20 protein-coding genes are annotated in these 25,966 nt (G+C 52.8%); 9 read left to right on the top strand and 11 right to left on the bottom strand.

All coding sequences use genetic code 11. From position 1 onward, the window contains the following. The first annotated feature begins 55 nt into the window (after positions 1-55). Positions 56-1,663, top strand: coding sequence for an FAD-dependent oxidoreductase (locus Q4D85_RS07200; protein WP_303199290.1), 1,608 nt, complete (start codon positions 56-58; stop codon positions 1,661-1,663). Between the two features lie 6 nt (positions 1,664-1,669). Further along, positions 1,670-1,927, top strand: a complete 258-nt coding sequence (locus tag Q4D85_RS07195; RefSeq protein WP_303199289.1) for a metal-sensitive transcriptional regulator — start codon at positions 1,670-1,672, stop codon at positions 1,925-1,927. A 134-nt stretch (positions 1,928-2,061) separates the two neighbouring features. Here Q4D85_RS07195 and rplT read toward each other — a convergent pair whose 3' ends face one another. The 3 genes from rplT to infC are packed head-to-tail and all read right to left on the bottom strand — an operon-like array spanning position 2,062 to position 3,250. Next, positions 2,062-2,445 (bottom strand): 50S ribosomal protein L20, encoded by a 384-nt coding sequence (rplT, locus tag Q4D85_RS07190; protein ID WP_047261974.1) that lies wholly within the window; start codon positions 2,443-2,445, stop codon positions 2,062-2,064. Between the two features lie 59 nt (positions 2,446-2,504). After that, complete coding sequence (gene rpmI / locus Q4D85_RS07185; protein ID WP_047261973.1) at positions 2,505-2,699, bottom strand: 50S ribosomal protein L35; 195 nt, start codon at positions 2,697-2,699, stop codon at positions 2,505-2,507. A gap of 29 nt (positions 2,700-2,728) precedes the next feature. Further along, positions 2,729-3,250, bottom strand: coding sequence for a translation initiation factor IF-3 (infC, locus tag Q4D85_RS07180; RefSeq protein WP_083987465.1), 522 nt, complete (start codon positions 3,248-3,250; stop codon positions 2,729-2,731). A gap of 318 nt (positions 3,251-3,568) precedes the next feature. Between infC and Q4D85_RS07175 the strand changes: the two genes are divergently transcribed. Then, positions 3,569-6,136: a hypothetical protein gene (locus tag Q4D85_RS07175; RefSeq protein ID WP_303199284.1), complete on the top strand. Its 2,568-nt coding sequence runs from the start codon at positions 3,569-3,571 to the stop codon at positions 6,134-6,136. A gap of 58 nt (positions 6,137-6,194) precedes the next feature. On the opposite strand, the gene uvrA is transcribed toward Q4D85_RS07175, so the two are convergent. After that, entirely contained in the window at positions 6,195-9,050 is a 2,856-nt protein-coding gene (gene uvrA / locus Q4D85_RS07170; RefSeq protein ID WP_303199283.1) for an excinuclease ABC subunit UvrA, read from the bottom strand. A 74-nt stretch (positions 9,051-9,124) separates the two neighbouring features. Here uvrA and Q4D85_RS07165 point away from each other — a divergent pair, with 74 nt between their 5' ends. The 3 genes from Q4D85_RS07165 (at position 9,125) to Q4D85_RS07155 (ending at position 13,114) form a co-directional block, all read left to right on the top strand. Continuing rightward, a complete protein-coding gene (locus Q4D85_RS07165) occupies positions 9,125-9,715 on the top strand; it encodes an MBL fold metallo-hydrolase (protein ID WP_303199281.1) in 591 nt (196 codons plus the stop codon). A 183-nt stretch (positions 9,716-9,898) separates the two neighbouring features. Continuing rightward, a complete protein-coding gene (locus Q4D85_RS07160; RefSeq protein WP_303199280.1) occupies positions 9,899-10,732 on the top strand; it encodes a DoxX family protein in 834 nt (277 codons plus the stop codon). 147 nt (positions 10,733-10,879) lie between these two features. Beyond that, positions 10,880-13,114 (top strand): UvrD-helicase domain-containing protein, encoded by a 2,235-nt coding sequence (locus Q4D85_RS07155; protein ID WP_303199278.1) that lies wholly within the window; start codon positions 10,880-10,882, stop codon positions 13,112-13,114. Between the two features lie 122 nt (positions 13,115-13,236). On the opposite strand, the gene Q4D85_RS07150 is transcribed toward Q4D85_RS07155, so the two are convergent. The 5 genes from Q4D85_RS07150 to Q4D85_RS07130 form a co-directional block, all read right to left on the bottom strand. After that, the gene (locus Q4D85_RS07150) at positions 13,237-13,677 is read right to left on the bottom strand and encodes a universal stress protein (RefSeq protein WP_303199277.1); all 441 of its coding nucleotides are present in this window, start codon (positions 13,675-13,677) and stop codon (positions 13,237-13,239) included. Positions 13,678-13,737: 60 nt separating this feature from the next. Continuing rightward, positions 13,738-14,187, bottom strand: a complete 450-nt coding sequence (locus Q4D85_RS07145; RefSeq protein WP_303199275.1) for a universal stress protein — start codon at positions 14,185-14,187, stop codon at positions 13,738-13,740. An 88-nt stretch (positions 14,188-14,275) separates the two neighbouring features. Continuing rightward, positions 14,276-16,363 (bottom strand): excinuclease ABC subunit UvrB, encoded by a 2,088-nt coding sequence (gene uvrB / locus Q4D85_RS07140; RefSeq protein ID WP_303199274.1) that lies wholly within the window; start codon positions 16,361-16,363, stop codon positions 14,276-14,278. Positions 16,364-16,398: 35 nt separating this feature from the next. Next, positions 16,399-17,004 (bottom strand): dephospho-CoA kinase, encoded by a 606-nt coding sequence (gene coaE / locus Q4D85_RS07135; RefSeq protein ID WP_303199272.1) that lies wholly within the window; start codon positions 17,002-17,004, stop codon positions 16,399-16,401. A gap of 104 nt (positions 17,005-17,108) precedes the next feature. Further along, positions 17,109-19,139, bottom strand: a complete 2,031-nt coding sequence (locus Q4D85_RS07130) for a glucose PTS transporter subunit IIA (protein WP_303199270.1) — start codon at positions 19,137-19,139, stop codon at positions 17,109-17,111. 741 nt (positions 19,140-19,880) lie between these two features. Here Q4D85_RS07130 and Q4D85_RS07125 point away from each other — a divergent pair. Together Q4D85_RS07125 and Q4D85_RS07120 are read left to right on the top strand one after the other, a co-directional pair. Then, positions 19,881-21,500 carry an aspartate:alanine exchanger family transporter gene (locus tag Q4D85_RS07125; RefSeq protein ID WP_303199268.1) on the top strand — a complete coding sequence of 540 codons (1,620 nt, stop codon included), beginning with the start codon at positions 19,881-19,883 and terminating at the stop codon, positions 21,498-21,500. Between the two features lie 160 nt (positions 21,501-21,660). After that, on the top strand, positions 21,661-22,359 hold the full coding sequence (locus Q4D85_RS07120) for a hypothetical protein (protein WP_303199267.1): 699 nt from the start codon (positions 21,661-21,663) through the stop codon (positions 22,357-22,359). A gap of 97 nt (positions 22,360-22,456) precedes the next feature. Here the strand turns inward: Q4D85_RS07120 and Q4D85_RS07115 are convergent, their stop codons facing one another. Together Q4D85_RS07115 and rpsA are read right to left on the bottom strand one after the other, a co-directional pair. Continuing rightward, entirely contained in the window at positions 22,457-23,365 is a 909-nt protein-coding gene (locus Q4D85_RS07115; RefSeq protein WP_303199266.1) for a GNAT family N-acetyltransferase, read from the bottom strand. Between the two features lie 99 nt (positions 23,366-23,464). Further along, positions 23,465-24,925 carry a 30S ribosomal protein S1 gene (gene rpsA, locus Q4D85_RS07110; protein WP_047261957.1) on the bottom strand — a complete coding sequence of 487 codons (1,461 nt, stop codon included), beginning with the start codon at positions 24,923-24,925 and terminating at the stop codon, positions 23,465-23,467. Between the two features lie 199 nt (positions 24,926-25,124). On the opposite strand from rpsA, the gene Q4D85_RS07105 reads away from it, so the two are divergent. Further along, positions 25,125-25,916, top strand: coding sequence for a class I SAM-dependent methyltransferase (locus tag Q4D85_RS07105; protein WP_303199265.1), 792 nt, complete (start codon positions 25,125-25,127; stop codon positions 25,914-25,916). Positions 25,917-25,966 lie beyond the last annotated feature (50 nt).

The raw sequence follows: 25,966 nt of genomic DNA, 5'->3' as shown, positions 1-25,966 counted from the left end.
GCCAGCAGAAAACCGGTGGCGGGTTTCTCTCCAAACTGTTTGGGGGAAACTAACCATGACTACAACCGTGATTGTGGGCGGCGTCGCTGGCGGCATGTCAACCGCGACCAGGCTACGGCGTCGAGATGAAAACATGGACATCATCGTCTTTGAAGCGTCACCGCACGTTTCATACGCAAACTGCGGCCTGCCCTACTATGTTGGCAGCATCATCCCCGAGCGGGAGTCGCTACTCCTCCAAACACCAGAATCACTGTCCAATCGCTTCAATATCGATGTCCGCGTCAACCATCGCGTGACAGCCATTGATCCAGAAAACCAAACAGTAACCGTACAGACGCCAAACGGTCAGATCACCCAAACATACGACTTCCTAGTCTTGTCCCCCGGCGCTCGTCCGATCACGCCGCCAATTCCCGGCATTGAACGTGCCGCGATGCTACGAACGGTGGAAGATGCAGACGCAATCGTCGAAAAGCTCACTGCGGAAACGAAAACCGCAGCGATCATCGGCGGCGGTTTTATCGGCCTGGAGCTTGCCGAAAACTTCAAACATCGCGGAATGTCTGTCACGCTGATTGAACGTGCCCCACATATTCTCGCACCGCTTGATCAAGAAATGGCGGGGATTGTAACCCAGCGGCTCCGGGACAACGGTGTCACTGTACTAACCAGTACCGAGGCAACCTCAATCAATGACGCCACTATTTCGCTTTCTAACGGGGAAGAAATACCCGCAGACCTCGTCATCGCAGCAATCGGCGTGGTACCCGATTCAGAACTGGCTGCCGCAGCTGGAATAGCGATCAGCGAGCGCAGCGGAATCAAAGTCAATGACCAACTGCGAACCAATATCCCCAACATCTTCGCGTTGGGCGATGCTGCCGAGAAACGCGATGCTATTGACGGCAGCGACCAGCTCATCCCTCTTGCGCAGACCGCAAATCGTAATGGTCGACTTGTAGCTGACATCATAAGCGGCCGCAACGTTAGCCGTACGTCCACCCAGGCAACCGCGATTGTTGGTGTCTTCGGGTTGGCCGCCGCCGTCACTGGCTGGAATGAACGTCGGGCACGCAGCGCTGGCCGCAATGTTCGGGTGGTTCACGTTCACCCTGGCGACCATGCTGGGTATTACCCTGGCGCGACACCAATCCACATCAAGCTCGTTATTGATGCAGACACCGACGCAATCCTCGGCGCTCAAGTGGTCGGCGATGCTGGCGTCGATAAGCGCATTGACGTCATCGCCACAGCAATGCGTGCAGGTTTAACTGCAACTGACCTTGCCGACCTGGAATTGGCCTACGCTCCACAATTTGGCTCTGCGAAGGACCCCGTTAACATTGCGGGGATGGTTGCGGACAATCGGAAGAACAGCGAACCCAGCATCCAGTGGCACGAGATCGAAGAAAAGACCGGAGTGCAGCTTATCGACGTTCGGACCGCTGCCGAATTCGCCGCTGGCACCATTCCGGGAGCAATCAATATCCCTGTCGACGAGCTTCGCGACAACATCTCGCGAATCAAAGACAATGCGATCGTTTTCTGTCAGGTAGGACTGCGCGGCCATATCGCTACATCCCTGCTTTCGGGCCACGAAATAACCGTTTCAAATCTTGATGGTGGTTATGTAACATGGTCGCATTCTCGATTAGTGTAGGCCAGTATGCATTTAGAACCAGAAGAAGTAAAAGCATCCATCACCCGTCTCAAGCGCGCTAACGGACAACTCGCCGCAGTGATCCGCATGCTTGAGGACGGTGAGGAATGTGAAGCTGCAATCACCCAACTGGCGGCCGTTTCCAAAGCAATAGACAAAGCTGGTTTTTCCATCATTGCGGTAGGCATGAAAAAATGCCTCCGCGAAGAAGGCACGGAACTTGACCAGGCGAAACTAGAAAAACTCTTCTTATCGCTTAGCTAAAACCGCTGAAGTGGGCGTTATGGACATCAGTCTTTTGATCTCCATAACGCCCACTTTGGTTACCCGCAAACGAAAACTGCCTCCATTCCAGTTGTCGTAGTGGAACGGAAGCAGTTGAAAATGCGCCCTAGAACTTAAGCAGCCTTTGGTGCGTTTACGTCTGCAGGCAGCGCAGCCTTTGCAGCGTCGCAGATTGCCGAGAATGCAGCGAAATCGTTAACTGCCAGTTCTGCGAGAATCTTGCGGTCAACCTCAATGCCAGCGAGCTTCAGGCCCTGGATCAGACGGTTGTACGTGATGTCGTTCATGCGAGCTGCGGCGTTGATACGAGTGATCCACAGCTTTCGGAACTCGGACTTACGTGCGCGACGATCGCGGTAAGCGTAAGTCATGGAGTGCAGCCACTGTTCCTTTGCCTTACGGTACAGGCGGGAACGCTGACCCCGGTAGCCCTTGGCGGACTTCAGAATCTCGCGACGCTTCTTCTTGGCGTTGAGTGAGCGCTTGACACGTGCCACTGTTCAAACTTCCTTACTTAATTAGGTTCTTTATCTGTTGTGATGGGAAAGACGGCTAATTAAGCCTTGCCCAGTAGACGCTTAACGCGCTTGACATCGGCAGGAGCGACATCCTCGGTGCCCTTCAGGCGACGAGTACGCTTGGAAGGCTTACCTTCAAGGAGGTGGCGGCGGTTTGCCTGCTCACGACGCAGCTTGCCAGAGCCAGTGGTCTTGATCCGCTTAGCGGTGCCCTTGTGGGTCTTCTGCTTCATGGGATTAAACGTCCTTTAACTTTTAGTCTTTACTTCTTGCCCTTGCGCACCGGGCCGAAAACCATGGTCATATTACGACCGTCTTGCTTTGGCTTCGACTCGACGATGCCATATTCGGCGACATCCTCAGCCAATCGCTCCAAGAGACGGAAACCAAGCTCCGGTCGAGATTGCTCACGACCACGGAACATGATGGTTACTTTTACCTTGGAACCCTTGTTAAGGAAGCGGATCACATTGCTCTTTTTCGTCTCGTAATCGTGGTCATCGATTTTCGGACGGAACTTTTGCTCCTTGACTACCGTTTGCTGCTGATTCTTACGAGCCTCACGAGCTTTTTGAGCTTGTTCATACTTAAACTTGCCGTAATCCATGATCTTGCATACGGGAGGCTTTGCGTTTGGCGCCACCTCCACCAAATCAAGATCGGCATCATATGCCAATTTACGAGCATCATCGATACGAACGATACCTACCTGCTCACCGTTAGGGCCAACAAGACGGACCTCGGGGACTCGGATACGCTCATTAATTCGAGCTTCAGCGCTGATGGGAACTCCTCAAGTAGCAAAGTGAACGAAATGTGTCCTACCGTCAATCGCTCGCGCTTTCCCTGGCACAAATAAAACCCGTTTATCCAAAACCGATAAACGGGAGACCTTATATGCCATACAGCAGCAACCTAAAAAGTTACTGACGTACTCTTTGACCTTGTGCCAACTTCGACAGAAGCAGCTTCAGGTGGGAAGATCTCCACTTGCGACCCAAACTAGGTTTAGGCGGTAGCTGAATCAACTTAACATAAACTGTTATGAAACCGCAAAATTGAAATCAAAATCAGCTAATTTGCAGTTGATATGCTAGTTCGCATGGAAGAAATACCGCAATCCAGTGATCAAATCGCGGAAGCAATGCGGCGGTTGCAGGCTGCAGAAAACGAGTTTCGCAGAGCTCGTGATGAACTTGCAGCCATAACCGCACGGATTGAACCGCCTCGACAGTTTCCGGCACCCCCACCGCCGCCACCAGTTACTAGTCCTACGATCAATCAGCAGCGGTATATACCACAACCCACTCCCCTGCATCCGCAGTCTCCGCAGCATTCGCATTCTCCCCAGCAACCGCCATACGGACACACTCGTCCGCCATATCAACCACAGCCTTTTCCAGGTGCAGAGTCACAGCCAGCACAAGGTCCATTGCTGCCGGGCAAACCGTGGTGGACAAATGAGCAAATTATTATTCGTATCCTGGGTACCCTCGGCACCATCATCACCTTTGCGGGTGTTGGCTTCCTAGTATCTCTTGGCATTGAAAAAGGCTGGCTCGGACCAATCACTCGAGTCGTCTTGTCCGCTTTATTAGGTTTTGCCTTCCTGGGACTTTCGTTCTTCTTTAAAAAACGCAATTTCCACCCAGCCGCAGTTGGGGCTACATCAAGCGCTGCGCTTCTCGTTCTGGGCGCGACTGTTATCGCGCTTGGCTACATTATGGATTTGTGGCAACCGGCATTGGCCACGTCATGCCTCATCGTCCTGATTGTCGGTTTTGGCATAATAACGCGCCGGTGGAACCAAGAAGGCATCGCAATTGCTACGGGCATTTCCGCGTTTGCACTTACCATGTGGCATTTCAGCTATCATTCGGATCTTGATATACAGTTAATGCCGCACGCCTTAGCGGGCATTATGGTGCTATATGCGGCTTACAAACGCGAGTGGAAAAATGCTGAGATTGTCGGTGGCGTTCTTGCGGTTGCCGGTGCGTTATTCGGTGATACATTCTCTGCCGACATAGATGACTTCGGCTATTTCATCCTGTTGGCCATGCTCGCCACGGTTCTGCTGAAAGCACACCCGGCCATCACGATTGGCCTTTACGCGGTCCTGTGCACTTTCGACGATCCAATTACGTTCGGTTTCGCCGTAGTGGTGTGTGCTATTTGGATTGCGCTCGCTGGCGGATATATCCCGTGGATTGTTTTGATCTTTAATTTCCTGCCGTTCCAGTTCCATTCACCTCGCGAATGGGAATTCGTCGTCACCGCTGCGTTCTTTATCTGTTTCGCGGCGGCAATTGCATATTTCAAGAATCGTCCCCAACATCCAGCATTTTGGCTCACATGGCTGTTCCTCGGTGCGTTGATGTTGTCGGGCGAATCGCTGGCTGTTGTCTCTCGTGCCATCACAAATATCCCAGTAACGTCAGCATTAGTGGTCGGCTTCTCCATCGCGGTCGCACTAGTGGTAGCCCTTATCTATCGCGATGTTTTCGCACGCCAGCCAAGTCCCATTCCGCTGTTAAGTGCGATCTTCGGACTGTATTACTCTATGATCGCCGTTGGCCTCATCACAGGTGCCCTTGGTGGCGTTAATGGGTTGATGCTGGGCCATGCCCTGACCTCGTTATTGTGGATCATTTTGGCCGCGTGGCTTCTGCTCAAGCAGCATTCGTCATTAGGTATTGGCATGATGTTTGCTATTGCCGGAATTCTCAAGCTCCTGCTTTTCGACATGGATACCCTGACGGGAATCCCACGTGTCCTCGCGTTTCTGCTGTCTGGCGCAGTGCTTATCGGCATTACCGTTAGTCGAGGCAAGACCACCGGCACCAAACCATCAGCTGAGTCTGAGAATCCAACTGAAGCCCAGAATGCCGATCACCACACCGACACCGACCCGCACGCACCTGGTACAACACAGCTTGCGGCGAATGACACAACGTATCCAGACACGCATCCGGATCAGCAATCAGATCTAGATGAGGCTTCACCAACGACGCCAGTGGCATCCCGGCAGCAGCCGCAACCATGGCAACAAGCACAAGCCGCTGTTGTCAATAACCCTTACGGCAAAGAGGGTCAACCTACCGGTGTATCCGATACGGAACCGCAAGTGCCGACGCCTAACAGCGAAAATGCCGCCGAACCAGAACAGCCGATCTCTCAAGGCGAAGAAACTGCCGTACTAGGAGACTCTGAACCGACGGGCGCTGACGTGAAGATCATTGCGGATGGAGCAACCGATCCTGTCAATTCTCCCGCAGCGCCCCCTATTCCGGAACCTTATTCCGGGCCATCAAGCGAACCAACGGTCGTTATCGGTGAAAGAAACGACAGCGATGACGATGAAATCATCGATGTTGAAATCGAGGAAGATGCTCCCGATTCGGAGAACCGACAGGATTCCAAAACCGCATCTCAGGACGATCAAAAAGCAGTCGGTGTGGAAGAAGAAAAATCCGTTGCCGACGATACATTGAACTCTGACGCTGAGTCCGCAACACCGGCTACGGCGGATTCCGCCACAAACGATGATGGTGGCGCGGACGATGAGGGCAATCAAGGTAATACGGAGTCACCAACAGTCGCGCCGAAAAACGATTCTGACGCTGATGATGCCGAAAAATCGCCGAAAGATAGCGGCTCTTCGAAATAGGCACTAACCGCAATCCAAGAATCCCATGCTGCGTTTGAACGAACAGCATGGGATTCGCCTATAGGTTGAGCAGTGGTTTGAGAAACTCCCCGGTATAAGACCCCGAAACGGACGCGACTTGTTCCGGGGTACCTTGAGCCACTACTTGACCACCACCCGCGCCGCCTTCCGGCCCCATGTCAATGATCCAGTCAGCAGCCTTGATTACGTCAAGATTGTGTTCGATGACGACCACTGAATTTCCCTTGTCCACCAACGACTGAATGACCAGCATGAGCTTCCGAATGTCCTCGAAATGCAGGCCGGTGGTGGGTTCGTCCAGGATATAAATCGTGCGGCCATTTGATCGCTTCTGAAGTTCAGAGGCGAGCTTTACCCGTTGCGCTTCGCCGCCGGACAGCGTGGTGGCTGATTGCCCTAGCCGCACGTAGCCGAGTCCTACCTCGGTTAATGTGTTCAGGTACCGGTAGATGGATGTAATAGGTGCGAAGAATTCGGCGGCTTCGGAGATCGGCATTTCCAGAACTTCAGCTATTGTTTTGCCCTTGTACCGCACTTCCAGGGTTTCGCGGTTGTATCGGGCACCGTGGCAAACTTCGCAGGGAACATACACATCTGGAAGGAAGTTCATTTCAATCTTCAATGTGCCGTCTCCTTGGCAGGCTTCGCAGCGACCGCCCTTGACGTTGAATGAGAACCGTCCTGGTTTGTATCCCCGCACTTTGGCCTCGGTAGTCTCGGAAAACAAGGTACGAATCTTGTCAAAAACTCCGGTGTATGTTGCCGGGTTGGAACGTGGCGTCCGCCCAATTGGCGACTGATCGACTTGAACCAGTTTGTCCAAATGCTCGATTCCCTCCACGCGGGTTGCACGTCCAGGAACTTGCCGGGCACGATTCAACTCGTTTGCGAGGGTTTTAGCGAGGATTTGATTAACAACCGTAGATTTACCGGAACCGGAGACACCCGTCACACACACGAGCGCGCCGAGCGGCACTTCGACGTCAATTCCTTTGAGGTTATTTTCCCGGGCACCGATCACCTTGAGGGTTCGGTCACTATCGATGGGTCGACGAGTATCTGGAACACCCAGCGCCTTTTTTCCGGCAAGATAAGCACCGGTGATTGACTTCGCGCAGTTTTTGATTCCCTCTGGTTCGCCTTGATAGACAACCTCACCACCGTATTCGCCGGCTTGCGGCCCAATATCTATAAGCCAATCCGCGGCTTTGATCGTGTCTTCATCATGTTCTACGACGATCAGGGTGTTTCCAATGTCCCGAAGTCGTTCCAATGTTGCGATCAATCGTTGATTATCGCGCTGATGCAAACCGATTGATGGCTCATCAAGGACGTAAAGGACACCGGCGAGACCGGAACCAATCTGGGTTGCCAGCCTAATCCGTTGTGCTTCGCCACCCGACAAGGTGCCTGCGGCACGATTGAGACTGAGATAAGTCAGCCCCACGTCGATAAGAAACTTCAGGCGCGCCTGTATTTCTTTGAGCACTGCACCGGCAATCATTTTTTCCCGATCACCCAACACCAGCGACTCCAAAAACGCCGCGGCGTCCGCTACCGATAACGCGGCCAACCCTGCGATAGATAGCTCGCCGTGGCTTCCGGAATTCAGCCTAACGGACAGAATCTCGGGCCGTAACCTCGATCCTGCACATGCCGGGCAGGCCACTTCCCGAGTGTATGCAAGCAGGCGTTCTTTCTGGGATTCTGAGTCAGAGGTTTCAATCTTGCGGTTCATGTATCCCAATACGCCTTCGAATGGCGCGCTCCAGTTGCGGACTCGGCCGTACCTGTTTTTATAGCGCACTGTCACGGTCTCATCGCAACCGTGAATGAGAGCATGTTGCGCGGCCTCAGGCAGATCTTGGTAGGGGGTTTTCGGATCGAAATCCATTACCGCACCTAAGCCCTCAATCAATTTAGCGAAGTACTTGGAGTTCGGGCTGGAATACCACGGTTGAATACAGCTCACCGCGGGAGCGCCCGGATCGGGGATAATCAAATCGACATCGACTTCCGAGCGAGTTCCTAATCCGTCGCACGCCGAACAGGCGCCGTAAGGTGAATTGAAGGAAAAAGCGCGAGGCTCAAGTTCGTCAATTCCAATGGCGTGACCGTTGGGGCATGCCATTTTCTCGCTGAATCGGCGAACGCGGTGCGGGTGGTCGTCGTCAAGCGAAACGAAGTCTAAAACAACAACCCCGTCCGCTAATTTCAGCGCTGTTTCTACGGAATCAGTGAGACGTTGTTGCTGGGTTTTCTTCACTTGCAACCGGTCGACGATAACGTCGATGTCGTGCTTTACTTGCTTCTTTAACGTCGGCGGATGAGATAATTGGTAGATTTCACCGTCGACTCGAACCCGAGAGAAACCTTGGCTTGCTAAGTCCTGGAACAATTCAACGAATTCGCCTTTCCGGGTCCGCACTACCGGGGCTAAAACCTGGAATTTGGTGCCTTCTTCCATCTCCAAGACTTGGTCGACGATCTGTTGAGGAGTTTGGCGGTCAATGACGCTATCGCACTCGGGGCAATGCGGCGTACCTGCCCTGGCGTACAACAGCCGCAAATAATCATATACTTCGGTAATTGTTCCCACTGTTGACCGCGGATTTCGATTCGTCGATTTTTGATCGATGGAAACCGCCGGTGACAAGCCTTCGATGAATTCCACATCGGGTTTATCCATCTGCCCCAAGAACTGCCGGGCATAGGAAGACAAGGACTCGACGTAGCGCCGCTGCCCTTCTGCGAAAATCGTGTCAAAGGCGAGTGAGGATTTTCCGGAACCAGACAAACCAGTAAAAACAACGAGCGAGTCGCGCGGAATATCAATATCGACACCTTTAAGGTTATGTTCCCGTGCACCTCGTACTATCAACCGATCTGCCACAGTAAACCCACTTTCCACTTAACGTTAACAAATCGAACATAGCAACGAATCGAAACTTTCGCTAGTCTGGCACTATGCTTCTGACTCACATTTCAGTCTCCGCAATGGATAATAATTGCTACCTGTTGTGCTCCGATGGCCAAGGATTGCTTATCGACGCCGCCGATGACGCAAACCAAATACTCCAATTGGCAGCCGATAATGGCGTTGAGATTACAAAAGTACTCACCACACATCAACACCACGATCACGTGCGCGCATTGGAAGAAGTTTTGGCGGCAACTGGTGCTACACACTACGCTTCGGCACTGGACGCCCCAGGCTTACCTGCGCCGGTGGACGTCCCACTCACCGACGGCGACGTCATTGAATTTGGCGGTCAAGAACTTCCAATTATCATCTTGCGCGGACACACTCCCGGTGGCGCGTGCCTTGTGGTTGATATTGACGGAGTTCCCAATATTTTCATCGGCGATAGCCTATTTCCTGGCGGTTTGGGGAAAACCGCGTCTGAAGAGCATTTTACGCAGCTATTTAAGGATACAACCTCGAAGGTATTCGACGTCTTCCCTGATGAAACCGTGATTTGGCCCGGGCACGGCAAGCCTACGACCTTGGGAGATGAACGTCCACAGTTAGAGAAATGGTGGGACCGCAAATGGTAGAAATTGACCTGGCAGCTTCGGATGATTCCGTAAATCGCAGCGGTTTCTCCCCATCGTTCTACCGACTCTATCGCCGGTAACCGACCACATACTCCCCCACAGTTCTGTACGATCTTTAGTAGGTCGTTGTGGTACAAGGCCTTAAGAAATCAATTGAATGCACACGAAGGAGCGATCAACTACATGATCCGGAAATTCGCCCGCCCCATGGTAGCTTCCGTCTACATCGCTGACGGCGCAGACACCATTCTTAACACCCAAGCACATGTTGAGGGCGCAGAGGCTTTGATGCGGCGGCTTCGAACAGTCGTCTCTCGCAGCACTTTTAAAAAATTGCCACAAGATCCGGTCGTTGTCGCTCGGACTGTTGGCGGAGTTAAAGTCGGCGCAGGCACCATGCTTGCCCTTGGTAAGTTCCCCCGGCTTTCAGCAGCAACGCTCGCAGCTGTCAGCATTCCTACCATGATGGCTCGCCACGCATTCTGGGAAACCCAGGACCTGGAGGAGAAGGTCGCCCGGCGCCAAGGATTCCTCACCTCCGTTGCATTGTTGGGCGGACTGTTCATCACCAGTGCCGACACCGCTGGTAAACCCGGTTTAAAGTGGCGTGCATCTAAAGCAGCACAGCAGGCACAGAAGCAGGTTCAACAAGCACTCCCGTCACAGAGCGATACTCAGCGGTTTGCTTCCTCTGCAGCCGATTGGTTCGAAGACACCCAAGATAAGATCAATCAATTCGTGGCTGATAATCAGGATGATTGGAAAGGTGCGTTCTCCAGCTTTGTGGATGCCTCTTCCGATTGGCTTTCTTCTGCCCAAGAAAACTCGAAGGTAGCTAAAAAGTGTGTGGTTAAGGCTGCAGTGAAGGCACAGGATCGCGCAGCTTCTGCTTATGCTGACGCGCAGGCTGCCACCGGTCGTGCCGCGAAGAAGGCATCGAAGCGTGCTGAAAAACTACAGGATCAAGCAGCAAAGGCCGTCAAGCGTGCCCAGAAAAAGATCGGTGACGTTGTCTAACCGGTTCCAGGACGTCTTAGACTTTTAGTTGGCAATAGTTTTTCATAACCCACTTTCAGCGGTTCACTACGACCGTTGAAAGTGGGTTTTGCTAAGCTTATGCCTTTCCTTTTTATTTACGGTTGCTGAGACGTCGGGAGGTTTAGTGTGTCGGATTTCGCTTCTGAAATTGCGCTTGAACAACACTACGTAGATGGGCTGTTTGCCAAACTTGACGACGAAGTCGCCGCCGCGCAAAACCGCCTTGCGGAAGTTCAATTACGCGTGGATCCGGCCAACCCCGATGCGGAAGCATTGATTCAACGCGAAACCGAATACCACGGGTTAAATGAGCGCATCGATAAATTGAATCTTGCCCAATTGGGTTTGGTTTTTGGGCGAATCGATGTTGTGTGTGACCAGCCAGATTTTATCGATAACCCGGTACCTGGACGTCAGAATATGGACCGACGTTATATCGGGCGCATGGGATTAGATGATCGCGATGATGATTACCGAACATTGCTTCTTGATTGGCGTGCTCCCCTAGCACGGCCGTTTTATCTGGCGACCACTGCAAAGCCAGAGGGAGTGGAAACCCGCCGCCATATTCGAACCACCGGCCGCAAAGTCGTCGGGATTGATGATGAGGTTCTCTCAGGTGCCGTCGATTCTTCGTCGCTAGCGCATGAGGCATCACTTGGCGTGGCAAGCGAGTCCGTTTTGCACCGCGCTATGTCCGCGGCGCGAACTGGCTTTATGTCCTCCATCGTCGAGACCATTCAGCGAGAGCAAGACGAAATTATCCGCGATGAGACCCGCGGCGTGATGGTGGTAGTTGGCGGCCCAGGTACCGGTAAGACCGCCGTCGCACTGCACCGAGTGGCCTATCTTTTATATACCTGGCGGGAGCAATTGGCGCGCACTGGCGTGTTAATCATCGGCCCCAACCGCACCTTTTTGGACTATATTTCTCGAGTGCTGCCGGAATTGGGCGAAACTGGCGTCGTGTTATCGACCATTGGCGAGCTTTACCCAGGGGTCGCCCCCAAAGCCACTGAATCGGTTCTCAGTCGAGAAATTAAAGGATCCGAGGAGATGGTGACGCTTCTTCATCGGGCAGTTAAACGCTATCAGCGACTACCGGAGAAAAGCTTTTCCATCACTGTCGATGGCATTGATGTGGACGTCTCCCCTGCATTGGTGAAAGCTGCTCGAACCCGCGCTCGTCGAGGTCGCCGTCCGCATAACGAAGCACAACCGCTGTTTGCGGAGGCTCTGGCCGAGAAAATTACGGAGCTTCTGGTAGATAAAATCGGTGCTGATCCACTCGGCGGCACCAATCTACTGTCGGCTGGCGATAAGGCCCAGTTACACGACGACGTGGCAGCCGAACCAGCGGTGGCAGACGTCGTCCGGGAGTTTTGGCCGTTGCTCTCCCCTAACGAAGTACTATCAGAATTGCTTTCTGATCGCGATGTTATCGCCGAGATTGCGTTCGATTATGATGAGGAAACTCAATCTGCATTGTGGCGTGCTGAAGGTGAGATGTGGACCGCCAGCGATGCCGCGCTGCTTGATGAGTTGGCTGAGCTCATTGGGGTTACGGACACGACTGAGTCCGATGAAACATGGGAGGCCCAGATCGAGGATGCCGAGTATGCCTTGGACACGTTGAGTTCGTCGGCAAGCTCTGATTTGGATGACGAATCCGACGCCGAAATCTTGTCGGCCTTTGACGTTGTGGATGCTGAGGAACTTGCCCGCCGCCACGAAGTGCGCGATCACCGCTCAACAGCACAGCGCGCTTCCGCCGACGTACGGTGGGCATATGGACACGTGATCATCGACGAAGCACAAGAGCTAAGTCCGATGGAGTGGCGCATGGTTATGCGGCGGAGCCCATCACGGTGGATGACCCTCGTTGGCGATACAGCGCAAACGGGTTCGCCCGCGGGAGTTGACAGTTGGGCGGAGACCCTTGCCCCCTTCGTTGGTAGCAGGTTTAAAACGCATCAGTTATCTGTCAATTACCGGACCCCAGAGGAGATTATGGCGGTGGCGAATAAAGTGCTTGCCGTTTTCGCCCCCGAGATCACGCCAAGTGTGAGTTTAAGGAAGTCGGGATACCAGGTCCGCTTCGAGCCTTCCGGTACGGACGTTTCTGCGCTTTTCGACGCCCTCACCGCGGCCCATCCGAATCGTCTCTCAGCTATCATCACCGCCGACACGGAGAAGTATGCAGGCGCGCTGGGAGTCAGCGAAGTTAAAGGCCTCGAATTCGATCACGTGATTGTGGTGGAGCCGCAGCGAATAATCGCCGATTCGCCCCAAGGGTATCAAGATTTATTCGTTGCCCTCACCCGGGCAACGCAAAGTCTCACCATTGTTGGCGAACTTTAGTTTTTTAAACCATCTCGAATCAGTAGCGAATTTGTGTTGCCTTTCGTTGAAAGCACCACGCGCCAGCAGAAAGCCGAGACAACAACTGACTGCTGTCTCGGCTTGTGAAAAAGAACTAAAAACTAGCTCACGGTGTGAACGATCATCACGTCGCAATCTGATTGGCGGGCCACATCAGCCGGAACCGAGCCGAGTAGTCGACCCGTCAAGGAATTGATTCCTCGGTTACCGACAACCAGGAGGTCCGCTTTGTTTTCATTGACGATTGCCATGAGCGCCTCGACTGGAGTTCCGGATCGCACGGCGGTTTCGATCTTGGTAGCGCCAACAGTCTTGGCAAATTCCGCTGCTTTATCCAGATTCTCTTGGGCAGGGTCGGTGCCCAAAACGGTGACGGAATCTTGACGCAGGGTCTTAGAGGCTTCCTCTTTGGTCTCGTAATAGGCGCAACCGATTACCAGCGTTGCGTCGAAAGCTGCTGCGATCTTGGCTGCGCGCTCAACCGCAAGCATGGAAGACTTGGAGCCATCGGTACCAACAACGATGGTCGAATAATCGCTCATAAGAACCTTTTCTTTAGTTCGTGAATGGTGGAATAAAAGTAAGTCTAACAAAAACCAAGGTTAGGCTTCGGCCGTGTTAACCAGCATCACGTCAATATCGGCTCTGCGAGATACCTCACCTGGGATATTGCCCAATAACCTGCCCAGAAGTGAATCCAATCCCCGATTGCCAACCACCAGAAGATCTGCCGATATTTCATCTGCTACATGCAGGAGAACAGCCGCTGCCGATCCGGATTTCGTGACCGTTCTCGGCTCACCAAATCCTTCCTCCTGGGCGGCGTGAACTGCCTCAGCAAGAATGTCCGTTGCCGATTCTTCTGTGAACACAGGCGTCGCGTGCAGCTCCGAATGTGCTTTGGCGGTAATTGGGTCCGAGTCGCCAAAATACGCACACACAATGGTCAGTTCCGCCCCATAGACTTCGGCCAAACTAGCCGCTGTCTTTACTGCCTTTAATGACGAATCGGAGCCATCGGTACCAACAACTATCTGTGAGTATGAAATCATGGGTTTCCTCCTCAGCGGTGGTTTGCAAACAACAATGTCGTTTTAAACAGTGGTGGGTCAAACGGGCGGTTGTAAAAAAGAAACTCAGCTAGATTCCAGCTTCTTTCATGCCACGTAATTCTTTCTTCAGATCGATAATTTCATCGCGTAACCGGCCAGCGAGCTCGAATTTTAGTTCACGAGCGGCGTCACCCATTTGCTTTGTTAGATCGTCGATAAGCTTCTCAACCTCGCTTGACGCCATGCTGGATGTATCGGGCTTCTCTACCAAGGCAGCATCAGCTTGCGCTGAACCACTTCCCTGCGTGTCCGCAACCTGGTCAAGAATGTCGGCGATCTTTTTACGCAATGGCTGTGGGTCTATGCCGTGTTCCTTATTGTAAGCAAGCTGCTTTTCCCGCCGCCGTTCGGTTTCGTCGATCGCTTGTTGCATCGAATCAGTGACTTTGTCGGCGTACATGATGACTTCGCCGGACACGTTTCGGGCGGCACGGCCAATGGTCTGAATCAACGAGGTCGTAGACCGCAAAAATCCTTCTTTATCCGCATCAAGAATTGCCACCAGCGACACTTCTGGCAGGTCAAGCCCCTCACGCAACAGGTTAATGCCGACAAGGACGTCGTACTCCCCAAGTCGCAATTGTCTGAGCAATTCAACACGTTGCAGAGTATCAATATCCGAATGCAAGTACCTGACTTTAATCCCGCTTTCTAGCAAATAATCCGTGAGATCCTCCGCCATTTTCTTCGTCAGGGTCGTCACCAACACCCGTTCGTTTTTACGCGTGCGATCCCGAATTTCATCAATCAAATCGTCGATCTGGCCCCGGGTAGGTTTAACGGTGACTTTCGGATCAACCAAACCGGTGGGTCGAATCACCTGCTCAACAAATTCGCCGCCCGCAGCTGCGATTTCATAGTTTCCAGGAGTTGCCGACAGATAGACCGTTTGCCCCACCCGTTGCTCAAATTCTTCCCACCGAAGCGGACGGTTATCCAACGCGGACGGCAATCGAAAACCAAATTCCACCAGATTGCGTTTCCGGGACATATCGCCTTCGAACATGCCACCAATCTGTGGAACAGTCACATGGGATTCGTCGATAATGGTTAAAAAGTCTTCCGGGAAATAATCCAATAGTGTTGCAGGTGCCGTGCCTGCGGCGCGACCGTCTAAATGGCGGGAATAGTTCTCAATGCCTGAGCAGAAGCCAACCTGCTCTATCATTTCAAGGTCATATTCGGTACGCATTCGCAGCCGTTGCGCTTCCAAAAGTTTGCCGCGATTTTCTAAATCCGCCAGGCGCTCAGCTAATTCTTCCTTGATATCTTCGATCGCACGCGCCATCCGTTCCGGACCTGCCACATAGTGGGTTGCTGGAAAAATTCGTAGCTCATCTACCTGGTTTAGCACGTCACCGGTAAGCGGATGGATGTAATACAGCGCATCGATTTCATCACCGAAAAACTCCACACGCACTGCTACTTCCTCGTATGCCGGAATGATGTCTACAGTGTCGCCTTTGACTCGGAATGTACCGCGGCTAAACCCCACGTCGTTGCGGTCGTATTGGACGTCGACAAGCAAACGTAGAAACCGGTCGCGGTCGACCTCTTCTCCCACCTGCAACCAGACTGAGCGATCTAAATATTCTTGCGGGGTACCTAGACCGTAGATGCACGAAACCGACGACACAACGACGACGTCGCGCCGCGATAACAAAGAACTGGTGGCCCGGTGTCGAAGCCGCTCCACGTCGTCATTAATGGAGGAATCTTTCTCGATATAAGTATCGGTTTGCGCGATATAGGCTTCGGGTTGGTAGTAATCGTAATAGCTAACAAAGTACTCAACGGCGTTGTTCGGTAGTAACTGCCGAAGCTCATTCGCAAGCTGGGCCGCAAGCGTCTTATTCGGGGCCATGACCAAAGTCGGACGCTGTTGTTTTTCAATGAGCCACGCTGCTGTCGCCGACTTACCAGTTCCGGTAGCACCCAACAACACGATGTCGCGTTCACCACGATTGAGCCGTTCATCTAATTCACGAATCGCCTCCGGCTGGTCACCCGATGGCGAAAACTCCGAAACGACTTCGAACGTTCCGTTGGATCGTTCGATCTCGCCGACTGGCCGGTGATTGACCGCATTTTCTTCGTGCTCTAAAGCCGCATCCATAACTCACCATAGTAGCGCCGAAGTGCCACACAGTTTCATTGCAACCACCGCGAGCGCAATTCGGCCACCACCTGTGCAACTTGGGGTGCCAGCGCGGCTTGCTCACCGTTGTTGTCGATGATGAACGTTGTAGCTTTTCGACGCTCTTCGTCGCCAATTTGTGCAGCGATGCGCCGCTCAGCGTCTTCACGGGTTAATCCTCGATACTGAACCAATCGATTAATGCGCTCTGCTGCCACCACATCGACCACGATTACCGCGTCTACATCGTTATGGTGTCCGTTTTCAATGAGTAACGGCATGTCCCACACCACCAGCGGCTCACCGTCACGTTCCAATTCAGAAAATCGCCGTTGCGTCAACTCCGCAATGCGGGGGTGCGTTATCCGATTAAGGGCGGCCGTTTCTTCTTTCGATATGAAAGCCCGAGCCGCCAACTCTGAACGTTTAAGGCTACCGTCCGCCCCAATGATGTCTTCGCCAAAATGCGCTGCTAATTCCACCAGCGCTGGTTGCCCTGGTTCCACAATCTCCCGGGCAATGAGATCGGCATCTACGACAGGAATGCCTGCTTCCCGAATAAGATTCGCCACCGTAGTTTTTCCGGAACCGATTCCTCCGGTCAATCCGATAATCTTCATGCCCACCACTGTATTAGAAATGGAAAACCGGATCAGTAAGTTTCTGATAACTTACCGACCCGGTTCGATTCTGATCTTTTAGACCAATTAGCCTGTTGGGTTGATTAACCTGTGGTCTTAATTACCACCGAGAAATTGTCTACAAAATTACTCGGAATACCCTCGACATCAGCAAACTTCGAGGTATTGGTGACCAATACCGGAGTGATTAGGTTGTAGCCCTTGGATTGGATGAACTTGGGCTCGAAGGTGATCAGCGGCGAACCTGCCTTGACGTGTTCCTTGCGCTCCGCATGAACCTTGAAGCCCTCGCCATTGAGCTGGACGGTATCGATACCCACGTGGATTAATAGTTCCACGCCGTTGTCCAGCCGGAGTCCGACAGCATGACCCGACTTTTGAACTGCAATCACGGTGCCGTCAGCTGGTGCAACTACCGTGGTGCCGGTTGGCTTAATAGCGATACCCTTACCCAACTTCGCCGTAGCGAAGATCGGATCTGGAACGTCGCTGAGTGCCACTGCTTCACCAGCCAAAGGTGCGGTAATTTCGGTAACAACGCCTTCTTCAAGCGCCGTCTTGGTAGGTGCTTCCGCTACAGCTACTGCGGTACCACCGGCCGCTGCGGCACCAGCCACTGGAGCTGCAGCACTTGCTGCACTAGAAGGCGCAACCGCAGGGGCAGCCTCCACTGGGGTCTGGCGTTCAGCAGCCAGGCGCGCCAAGATTTCTTCTTTTTCTTCCTTGCCGCGGTAATCGAAGAAAATGACCAGGAACATCGACGTAAAGAAGGCGACAGCGATACCCAGGGCGTAACCACCGCTTGGAGTCATCGCAGGGATGGTGAGCAACGAAGTAAAGACGAATGCTTTCGCCTTAACATCGAAGATACCCATGACAATACCGCCAGCCACGCAGCCTGGCAGCAGGCGCATGTAGGTCTTCTTAAACCGGAGCAGAACACCGTAGAGCGAAGGCTCGGAAATACCGCCCAATAGACCAGCCATCATGCCACCAAGCGACACCTGACGCATTTGAGTATTGCGTTCCTTCATCGAAAGGATCATGACACCAGTAACAACACCGAAGCAAGCGAAGTTCCAGGCACCCATTGGGCCTTGGATGAAGTCGTATCCCAAGGTAGCAAGGTTCTGAACCATGATGGCGTTGAGTGGCCAGTGCAGACCCAGTGGCACCAGGAATGGGTAGAGACATGGAATGATAATCGCGAGGATAAACGGCGAGAAACCATTAACTGCGTACAGGAAATTCGAAATCGCATTACCGATACCAATACCGAACGGGCCGAAGATGAATGCCGTTGCAGGAATCATGATGAGCAGTGAGAAGAATGGGACGAATACCATTTGAACGGCACTCGGAATAATCTTCTTAAGTCCCTTTTCTACCCAGAACAGTGCGATAGCTGCGATCAGCGGTGGGAAAACCTGTCCACCGTAGTCATTGAGAACCAGTGGCAGACCGAAAACGTCGACCGTCTCGCCCTTTTCACCAAGAGCCAAAAATTCTGGAGTCAAAAGCGCAGCCGGGATAGCCGCACCGACCCATTCGTTGGCGCCAAGCTTGCGGGCAGCAGTAGCACCAATCATGATTGGCAGGAAGTAGAACACTGACCGCCACATCGCGTGCATCAGTTGGAAACCAGCTGGTAGCGTTTCGCCCTCTTCTGGATTGAAAGACTGAATGTTTGCGGTGTCAAAAAGAACCAATAACGTGATGATCAGCGATGCACCGAGCAGTGCCCAAAGAATTGGGCGGAAAGTGTCTGACAGGAATTCGAAGCAGTAATCCACCTTAGAGTACTTGCCACGAACGCCGCCATATTCCTTCTTGGTGCTGGCGCCCCCTTCTTCTTTTTCGCCCATGCCAGGAAGCCGGAGCAGTTCCTGGTAGTAGTTGGCGACCGCGCCACCCATGACAACCTGAAGACCGGTGCTTCCCTGTGGGACTACACCGAGAACATCGGGGTTGTTATCAAGGGCGTCTTGATCCGCTTTAGATTGGTCATGAAGTTGGAAGCGGAGGCGCGTCGCACAGTGCGACATGGAAGCAATATTTGCTGCACCACCGACCTTCTCCAAAATGAACTCTGATGTCTGTTTTACAGTCGCCATCAAAACCCTTTCGAGAATGAAATGTGGGGTTTTGCTCACAAACGGAAGCAAAACCGGAACTTACCCCACAGCTTAGCCGTTGGAACAACCCAACTCCACACTCAAATAATCGTTTTCCCACATTTGCGGAATATCTCACAGCGCAAGTTCGGGCAAAAACTCAAATAAACAAACCTATCTCTGGGTTAATTTGCGTAATCCCACGAAACCCCGTCACGCCAAACCTGGCCACAATGAAGCCGTTTTTAACCTAATTTCCCAGCGTGCAACAACTTTCAATATGACCACACAAGGCCTCCCACCGCGCGCCATTTCATGCAAACGTTTCCATCTCCCATGACACTCCACCTGGCTGTGAATTACGCCACCCGATTGAGCCTCAACCCACAAATAGGGGGAATTGGGGTCCAGCTCACTCTTATTGGAAACTATCCCCTAAGGCAGGTCCACACCAATGTGGCGTCGGTTCAAGTTGAGTCACTTGTCACAAAAGCGATGTTCTGCGGCTATTGAAAATGAATAACGGTCCCCCAATTTTGACCTAAAAAATACACAACACTGTCAGCCTCAATGAGTTGCATGCGATACTTTTTGCCCCTGTTTTAGGGCGAATAGTGTCGATAACTGCAGTTTTCCGCGCACACAAGGAATCGACAACAGTTTTTCGTTCATTAAGTCAATTGCCGAATAATTGATTTTTGAGCAATTGAAGACCTTTCAGATATGTGCCAACATGAGACTGTGCATCTCCTTGTTGAAAATCAGCTTCTTGCTCTCATCACAATCATGTCGCTCGGGTTACTTCTTGGGCGAGTCAGAATAGGTAATTTCCGATTAGGTGTCGCGGCTGTGCTTTTCGTCGGATTGGGGCTTGCCACAATCGAACCTGCGATTACATTGCCACCGCTCATTTATATCCTTGGGCTTTCCGTATTCGTGTACACCATCGGCCTGGAAGCCGCCCCGGGATTTTTTGAATCGATGCGCACAACTGGGCTTCGGCTTAATCTCTTTGGCCTCGGTATGATCGCGACGATCACAGCGGTTTCGTTCGGACTCATCAAGTGGTTTGGTATAGACAACCCGTCCGGAGCTGGTTTATTTACTGGTGCACTTACAAATACGCCTGCCATGGCGGCCGTCGTCGACTCCCTTCCGGTCTTTGTTACTGGTGCAGACGATAAAACCCTGGATTTGCCGGTGGTTGCGTATTCGCTTAGTTACCCACTTGGTGTTTTGGGCGTTATCCTCTCAGTGGCGTTCTTATCTAAGATTTTCAAGATTGATCATGACAGGGAAGCCGAAGACGCTGGGGTAGCTATTCAGCCGTTAAAAACCCGCCGGATTCGGGTGACTCATGAGGGCTTACCTTCGGTGTCGAGCATGCCGATTCGCTTTGATTTGGACATTATCATTTCTCGCATCGAGCATCGCGGCGAGCTCTTCCTACCGGAGCCAAATGACCATGTTGATCCAGGTGACATCATTTCCGTTGTCGGGACAGAGGAGGAACTTGAGCGCGCAGCTGAACACATTGGTGAGTTCCTCCCCGGTGATCCAACCCATGATGAACGCTTAGATTTCCGGCGCATCTTCGTTTCCTCCACCTCATTGGTTGGTATTCCGTTGCGCCGACTGCGCGGCCGACTTCCGGGAATATTGGTTACCCGGGTTCGCCGCGGGGATATGGATTTTGTCGCGACTCCTGACACTGTCTTGCAATTGGGTGACCGGGTTCGAGTGGTTGCTAGTACCGATCGGATTGACCAAGCAACCCGAATTTTCGGAGATTCTTATAAGCGAATCTCAGACATCAACCTGCTTCCGCTTTTGGTCGGCATGACTGTCGGTGTTTTGCTCGGTATGGTCGCAATTCCATTGCCGGGTGGCGCATCGTTGAAGCTTGGTAGTGCAGGTGGCCCGCTTATCGCCGCCCTCATCTTGGGGGCAATCGGGCGCACGGGCCCAGTAGTGTGGCAAATTCCGTTCGGTGCAAACCTCGCGCTTCGGCAACTGGGAATCACACTATTCCTCGCCGGGATTGGCACGACGGCTGGTGCTGGATTCGGCGAGGCTTTGAAAGATCCGCAATCGCTTTTGATTATCGGCATTGGCGCGATCATCACTGTTGTTTTCAGCTTGCTCACCTTAATCATCGGATACAAGGTTTTGAAAATCCCATTCGGTCAGGTTGCTGGCATGATTTCAGGTCTGCAGACCCACCCAGCTGTCTTAACCTATGTCTCAGACCACACCAAGAATGAATTACCGTCCATGGGTTACACCTCGGTTTATCCAATGGCGATGGTGGCTAAAATCGTGAGCGCCCAAGTTCTCTTATTCTTGCTGTTCACTTTCTAATTTTTTAACCCAACCGGTCGTCGTAAGTTGCTACGATAAGCCTCGTGGTCTTCGCGTACGCGCTGGCGGCCAATTTCAACAACCGTTTACGCAGCAGCTTATGCTTTTAATCGCCCCTCGAGGTGTTATTTCCTGCTTTGACTTATCAACTTTAACAACAATGTCTCATATCCTCCTCTCCCCCACCGACACCCTCATTTTCAACGACACAACGTTGTACCGGGTGCATGCCGCAGTGGATCTTCCAGTGCACGGTGTGAATCGCGGCGACCGGGGTGGTTGGGCGGCGCGGGCTTATAACGTCCAGGAAAGCGCCTGGATTGCGGACGAGGCCAAGGTTTATGACGATGCCGTTGTATCTGGTCAGGCAATCGTTCGCGATGAGGCAACCGTATGGGGTGCCGCGCATGTCAAAGAACAGGCAATAATCAGCGGAAATGCCGATATTTATGACCAAGCGATAGTGACCAGTGCCGCGCACGTTGCGGAGTGCGCTGAGGTTTTTGGCCGGGCGTGCGTTTCAGGGAATGCTATGGTCACAGGTTCGACGTGGGTTTCCGGTTCCGCACTGGTTACAGACGCAAGCGTTATCACCGGTGGCGTTTCCATTTCCGGGTTGATGCGTATCGGCGGCGAGGCGGTAATAACCGATCCGGGTGATGTCTGTGCGGTTAGTTTTGGTGCGCCCACAGATGCCCACATCACGCTACACCGGACCAAGACTGGTCACCTTATTCATGACGATTCTTGGTCGGGAACGCTTGACGATTTTCAGCTTCAGAGATTAACTGGCACTTTATCAAAGCCACAGGCTTTGAACCTCATTAATTTTCTTCGCAGTCATATGTCTCAGTGGTAAGTTTCAAAAGCTTTTCTCCTCCGTGCTACTAGCACCATCGTGTCGAAGACACTTTACGACGAAGGACGTCGCGGCTTTGACACGCAATCCGTATTTATCACTGTAGCTGTGAGACGGACTCGCTCCAGACGTATGCGCCGACAATTTCCCGCCCAACCGACTGGGCATTAGCCAAAGACACTTGGTTGTATCCATCAATATGTCCCCAGAGTTCTTTGGTTTTGTACGCCTCGCTATCAGCTAACTCCCGGGCAAGATGAATCAGTGTTGCTTTACCGAATTTCTTTCCGTGGTGTTGCGGCACAAGACAGATACTAGTTAACGCGATGCCATCAATTCCGAACTGCGAATCGATCGCACATGCAACCATGCCAATGAGTTCTCCGTCTGTGCTAACGCTCCAAGCCATACCTGGTGAGATCTGGTCAGCTGTAAGAAGGTGGAACTTACGGGAAATTCTAGGATTCACCTCACGCAACTTCGTATAAATGCTGCGTTCAACTTTTATTGCTTCATCAGCGCTCATTCCTCGTAACTGTACGTTTTCGAGCGTTGGGCTAAAATGGCTGGCTATTGTTGCGATAGGTGCAGAAACCACATATTGGTCGACGGCGACATTCGGCCAAACTACTGGCGTGAAGATACGCATAGCAAGCGGCTTAAAGCACTCGTACTGCCGAAGAATTTCTGTGCAGTGGTCAAAACTAAACAACTCTGGTGTCAGTGAGGTGGCAATGATGTCAATAAACGGTTGGGACACGTCTAATCCCCGGTAACGTATTCCGGTCAGTGCCCAGTCACCCGCACCAAGATCAATGATTCGGTTCGCCCACAATAATGGGTCTGCCACATTGACTCCGAAATAACTCTTTCCGGCTTCGCCCCATCGTGCATCACCTATTCGGTCGATTTCCACCCCAAGGTAGGCATTTATTGTAGAAGCCGTGGCGGGACGAGCCGCCCAATTCGCTGCGGCGGAAACGATTTGTTGTCGGTTGATGTGCATTTGGTTCCCTCTTTTAGCTATCTGCAGTTTTATTTAAAACGCACATAACCCCTTCGCCAACCAAAAAAGGTCGGTGAAGGGGTTGTTACTAACTAGCGATTAGTTGCCAGCGAGCTTCTCGCGCAGTGCAGCGAGCTGCTCATCGGAAGCCAGGGAACCGCTTTCTGCTGCCTCGTCTGCTGCTGCCGGAGCTGCCTCAGCGGATTCGGAAGAGTAGTTAGCAGGTTCACCGGCTGCGGCAGCCTCAGCTGCTGCGATCCGGTTACGCTCGATCTGAGCGGTGTGCAGGTTGAAGCGACGCTCCGACTCAGCGTAGCGAGCTTCCCATTCCTGACGCTGCTCGTCGAAGCCTTCGAGCCATTCGTTGGTCTCTGGGTCGAAGCCCTCAGGGAAGATGTAGTTGCCCTGCTCGTCGTAGGAGTCAGCCATACCGTACTTGGATGGATCGAACTCTTCGGTGTAGTCCTCGTCAGCCTGCTTGAGGGAGAGGGAAATCCGACGACGCTCGAGGTCGATGTCGATGACCTTGACCATAGCTTCTTCGTTGACACCAACAACCTGATCTGGAACCTCGACGTGGCGCTGAGCCAGCTCGGAGATGTGTACCAGACCCTCGATGCCTTCCTCGACGCGAACGAACGCACCGAATGGAACCAGCTTGGTGACCTTACCTGGGACGATTTGGCCAACAGCGTGGGTGCGTGCGAAGACGCGCCATGGATCTTCCTGGGTAGCCTTCAGGGACAGGGAAACGCGCTCGCGGTCCAGATCAACATCCAGAACCTCAACGGTTACCTCGTCACCGACGGTGACAACCTCAGATGGGTGGTCGATGTGCTTCCAGGACAGTTCGGAAACGTGAACCAGACCGTCAACGCCGCCGAGATCAACGAAGGCACCGAAGTTGACGATGGAGGAAACGACACCCTTGCGAACCTGGCCCTTCTGCAGCTGATGCAGGAACTCGGAGCGAACCTCGGACTGGGTCTGCTCAAGCCATGCGCGGCGGGACAGAACAACGTTGTTGCGCTGCTTGTCCAGCTCGATGATCTTTGCTTCGATCTGCTGACCGATGTATGGATCCAGGTCACGGACGCGACGCATCTCGACCAGAGATGCTGGCAAGAAGCCACGGAGACCGATGTCGAGGATGAGGCCACCCTTGACAACTTCGATGACGGTACCGGTAACGGCTTCGTCCTTCTCCTTGAGTTCTTCGATAGCGCCCCATGCACGCTCGTACTGTGCACGCTTCTTGGACAGAATCAACCGGCCTTCTTTGTCCTCCTTGGTGAGAACAAGAGCGTCGATTTGATCGCCAACTTCGACGACCTCATCTGGGTCGACGTCGTGCTTAATGGAAAGCTCGCGAACCGGAATGACACCTTCGGTCTTGTATCCGATGTCGAGCAGAACCTCGTCGTGGTCAACCTTCACCACGGTGCCCTCGACGATGTCACCATCGTTGAAGTACTTGATGGTAGCGTCGACAGCTGCGAGGAAATCCTCAGCGGAGCCAATATCGTTGATGGCTACCTGAGGGACGTTCTTGGAGGTCATATGTTAAGTGCTCCGAAATATGTAGGAATCGTTGATGGACAGTTATGCGCCTCTCTCATAATGGCTGCTCAGCGACCATTATGATCCCGCTTTCAGCACAGCCATCGCTCTCCTACTAAAACGACACGCACTCAAAGCCCAGACACGCTCGTGCAACATTACCCCATTTATGCAGCTAGAGCAAATAGAATCCCCCATTGTGGATCCCAAACCAACGAAGTTTTCCGCAGCCGAAGCTGCCCGCGCCCAACAATCGCATTGGAACGCCGATGCGCGCAACTACCATGACCGACACAAAAACTATCTATCTGGGTTTTATTGGTGCCCAGAAATGCTAAGCGAACAGGACACACAGCTGCTCGGCGATGTAAGCGGTCAACATGTTTTGGAGATTGGGTGCGGCTCAGCCCCGTGCGCCACATGGCTCGCCAACCAGTACCCCGCAGCCACTGTCACCGCCTTTGACATTTCAGCGAATATGCTTCGGGCGACATCTGGCGTCGAAAAGCACAATCAACCACGCAACCTGCACCTTATTCAAGCGGACGCCGCTCGGCTTCCGTTCGCGGACGCGTCGTTCGATCAGGCATTTTCTGTTTTCGGCGCGATCCCGTTTATCGCCGACCTTAACGAACTATTCGCCGCGATTGGACGGTGTTTACGACCCGGCGGCCGGTTTGTCTACGCCACCAATCACCCCATGCGTTGGGTCTTTCTCGACGACCCGGGCGAGGCTGGGCTACTCGCGGCGATCCCCTATTTCGACGACAGCTACCACGAAATTGACCCGACCTCCGGGAATTTAACATACATCGAATATCACCACAGCTTCGGCGATCATGTCCGGGCGTTAACGGCAGCCGGGTTTCAGCTTATCGACGTCTTAGAGCCCGAGTGGCCTGACGATCTCACTGAAAACTGGGGCCAGTGGTCACCACTTCGCGGCAAGATATTTCCAGGAACCGCCATTTTTATAGCCCAAATGGGTTAAACCAATCCGGCGCTAACCCCTCCATACCCCCGATCGGACATTGTAGAACG

The organism is Corynebacterium sp. (genome assembly GCF_030532965.1).
Classification (GTDB): domain Bacteria; phylum Actinomycetota; class Actinomycetes; order Mycobacteriales; family Mycobacteriaceae; genus Corynebacterium.
The sequence above is the reverse complement of the archived record's forward strand: the minus strand, read 5'-3'. Positions and strand labels throughout refer to the sequence as shown.

What these genes read in the sequence shown, in the direction of transcription:
- Q4D85_RS07130 (WP_303199270.1), bottom strand. Translation starts at nt 19,139, where the DNA reads ATGGCGACTGTAAAACAGACATCAGAGTTCATTTTGGAGAAGGTCGGT.
- uvrB (WP_303199274.1), bottom strand. Translation starts at nt 16,363, where the DNA reads ATGGATGCGGCTTTAGAGCACGAAGAAAATGCGGTCAATCACCGGCCA.
- Q4D85_RS07120 (WP_303199267.1), top strand. Translation starts at nt 21,661, where the DNA reads ATGTCTCATATCCTCCTCTCCCCCACCGACACCCTCATTTTCAACGAC.
- Q4D85_RS07115 (WP_303199266.1), bottom strand. Translation starts at nt 23,365, where the DNA reads ATGCACATCAACCGACAACAAATCGTTTCCGCCGCAGCGAATTGGGCG.
- Q4D85_RS07145 (WP_303199275.1), bottom strand. Translation starts at nt 14,187, where the DNA reads ATGATTTCATACTCACAGATAGTTGTTGGTACCGATGGCTCCGATTCG.
- Q4D85_RS07195 (WP_303199289.1), top strand. Translation starts at nt 1,670, where the DNA reads ATGCATTTAGAACCAGAAGAAGTAAAAGCATCCATCACCCGTCTCAAG.
- Q4D85_RS07175 (WP_303199284.1), top strand. Translation starts at nt 3,569, where the DNA reads ATGGAAGAAATACCGCAATCCAGTGATCAAATCGCGGAAGCAATGCGG.
- Q4D85_RS07150 (WP_303199277.1), bottom strand. Translation starts at nt 13,677, where the DNA reads ATGAGCGATTATTCGACCATCGTTGTTGGTACCGATGGCTCCAAGTCT.
- Q4D85_RS07165 (WP_303199281.1), top strand. Translation starts at nt 9,125, where the DNA reads ATGCTTCTGACTCACATTTCAGTCTCCGCAATGGATAATAATTGCTAC.
- coaE (WP_303199272.1), bottom strand. Translation starts at nt 17,004, where the DNA reads ATGAAGATTATCGGATTGACCGGAGGAATCGGTTCCGGAAAAACTACG.
- Q4D85_RS07160 (WP_303199280.1), top strand. Translation starts at nt 9,899, where the DNA reads ATGATCCGGAAATTCGCCCGCCCCATGGTAGCTTCCGTCTACATCGCT.
- rpmI (WP_047261973.1), bottom strand. Translation starts at nt 2,699, where the DNA reads ATGAAGCAGAAGACCCACAAGGGCACCGCTAAGCGGATCAAGACCACT.
- Q4D85_RS07200 (WP_303199290.1), top strand. Translation starts at nt 56, where the DNA reads ATGACTACAACCGTGATTGTGGGCGGCGTCGCTGGCGGCATGTCAACC.
- rpsA (WP_047261957.1), bottom strand. Translation starts at nt 24,925, where the DNA reads ATGACCTCCAAGAACGTCCCTCAGGTAGCCATCAACGATATTGGCTCC.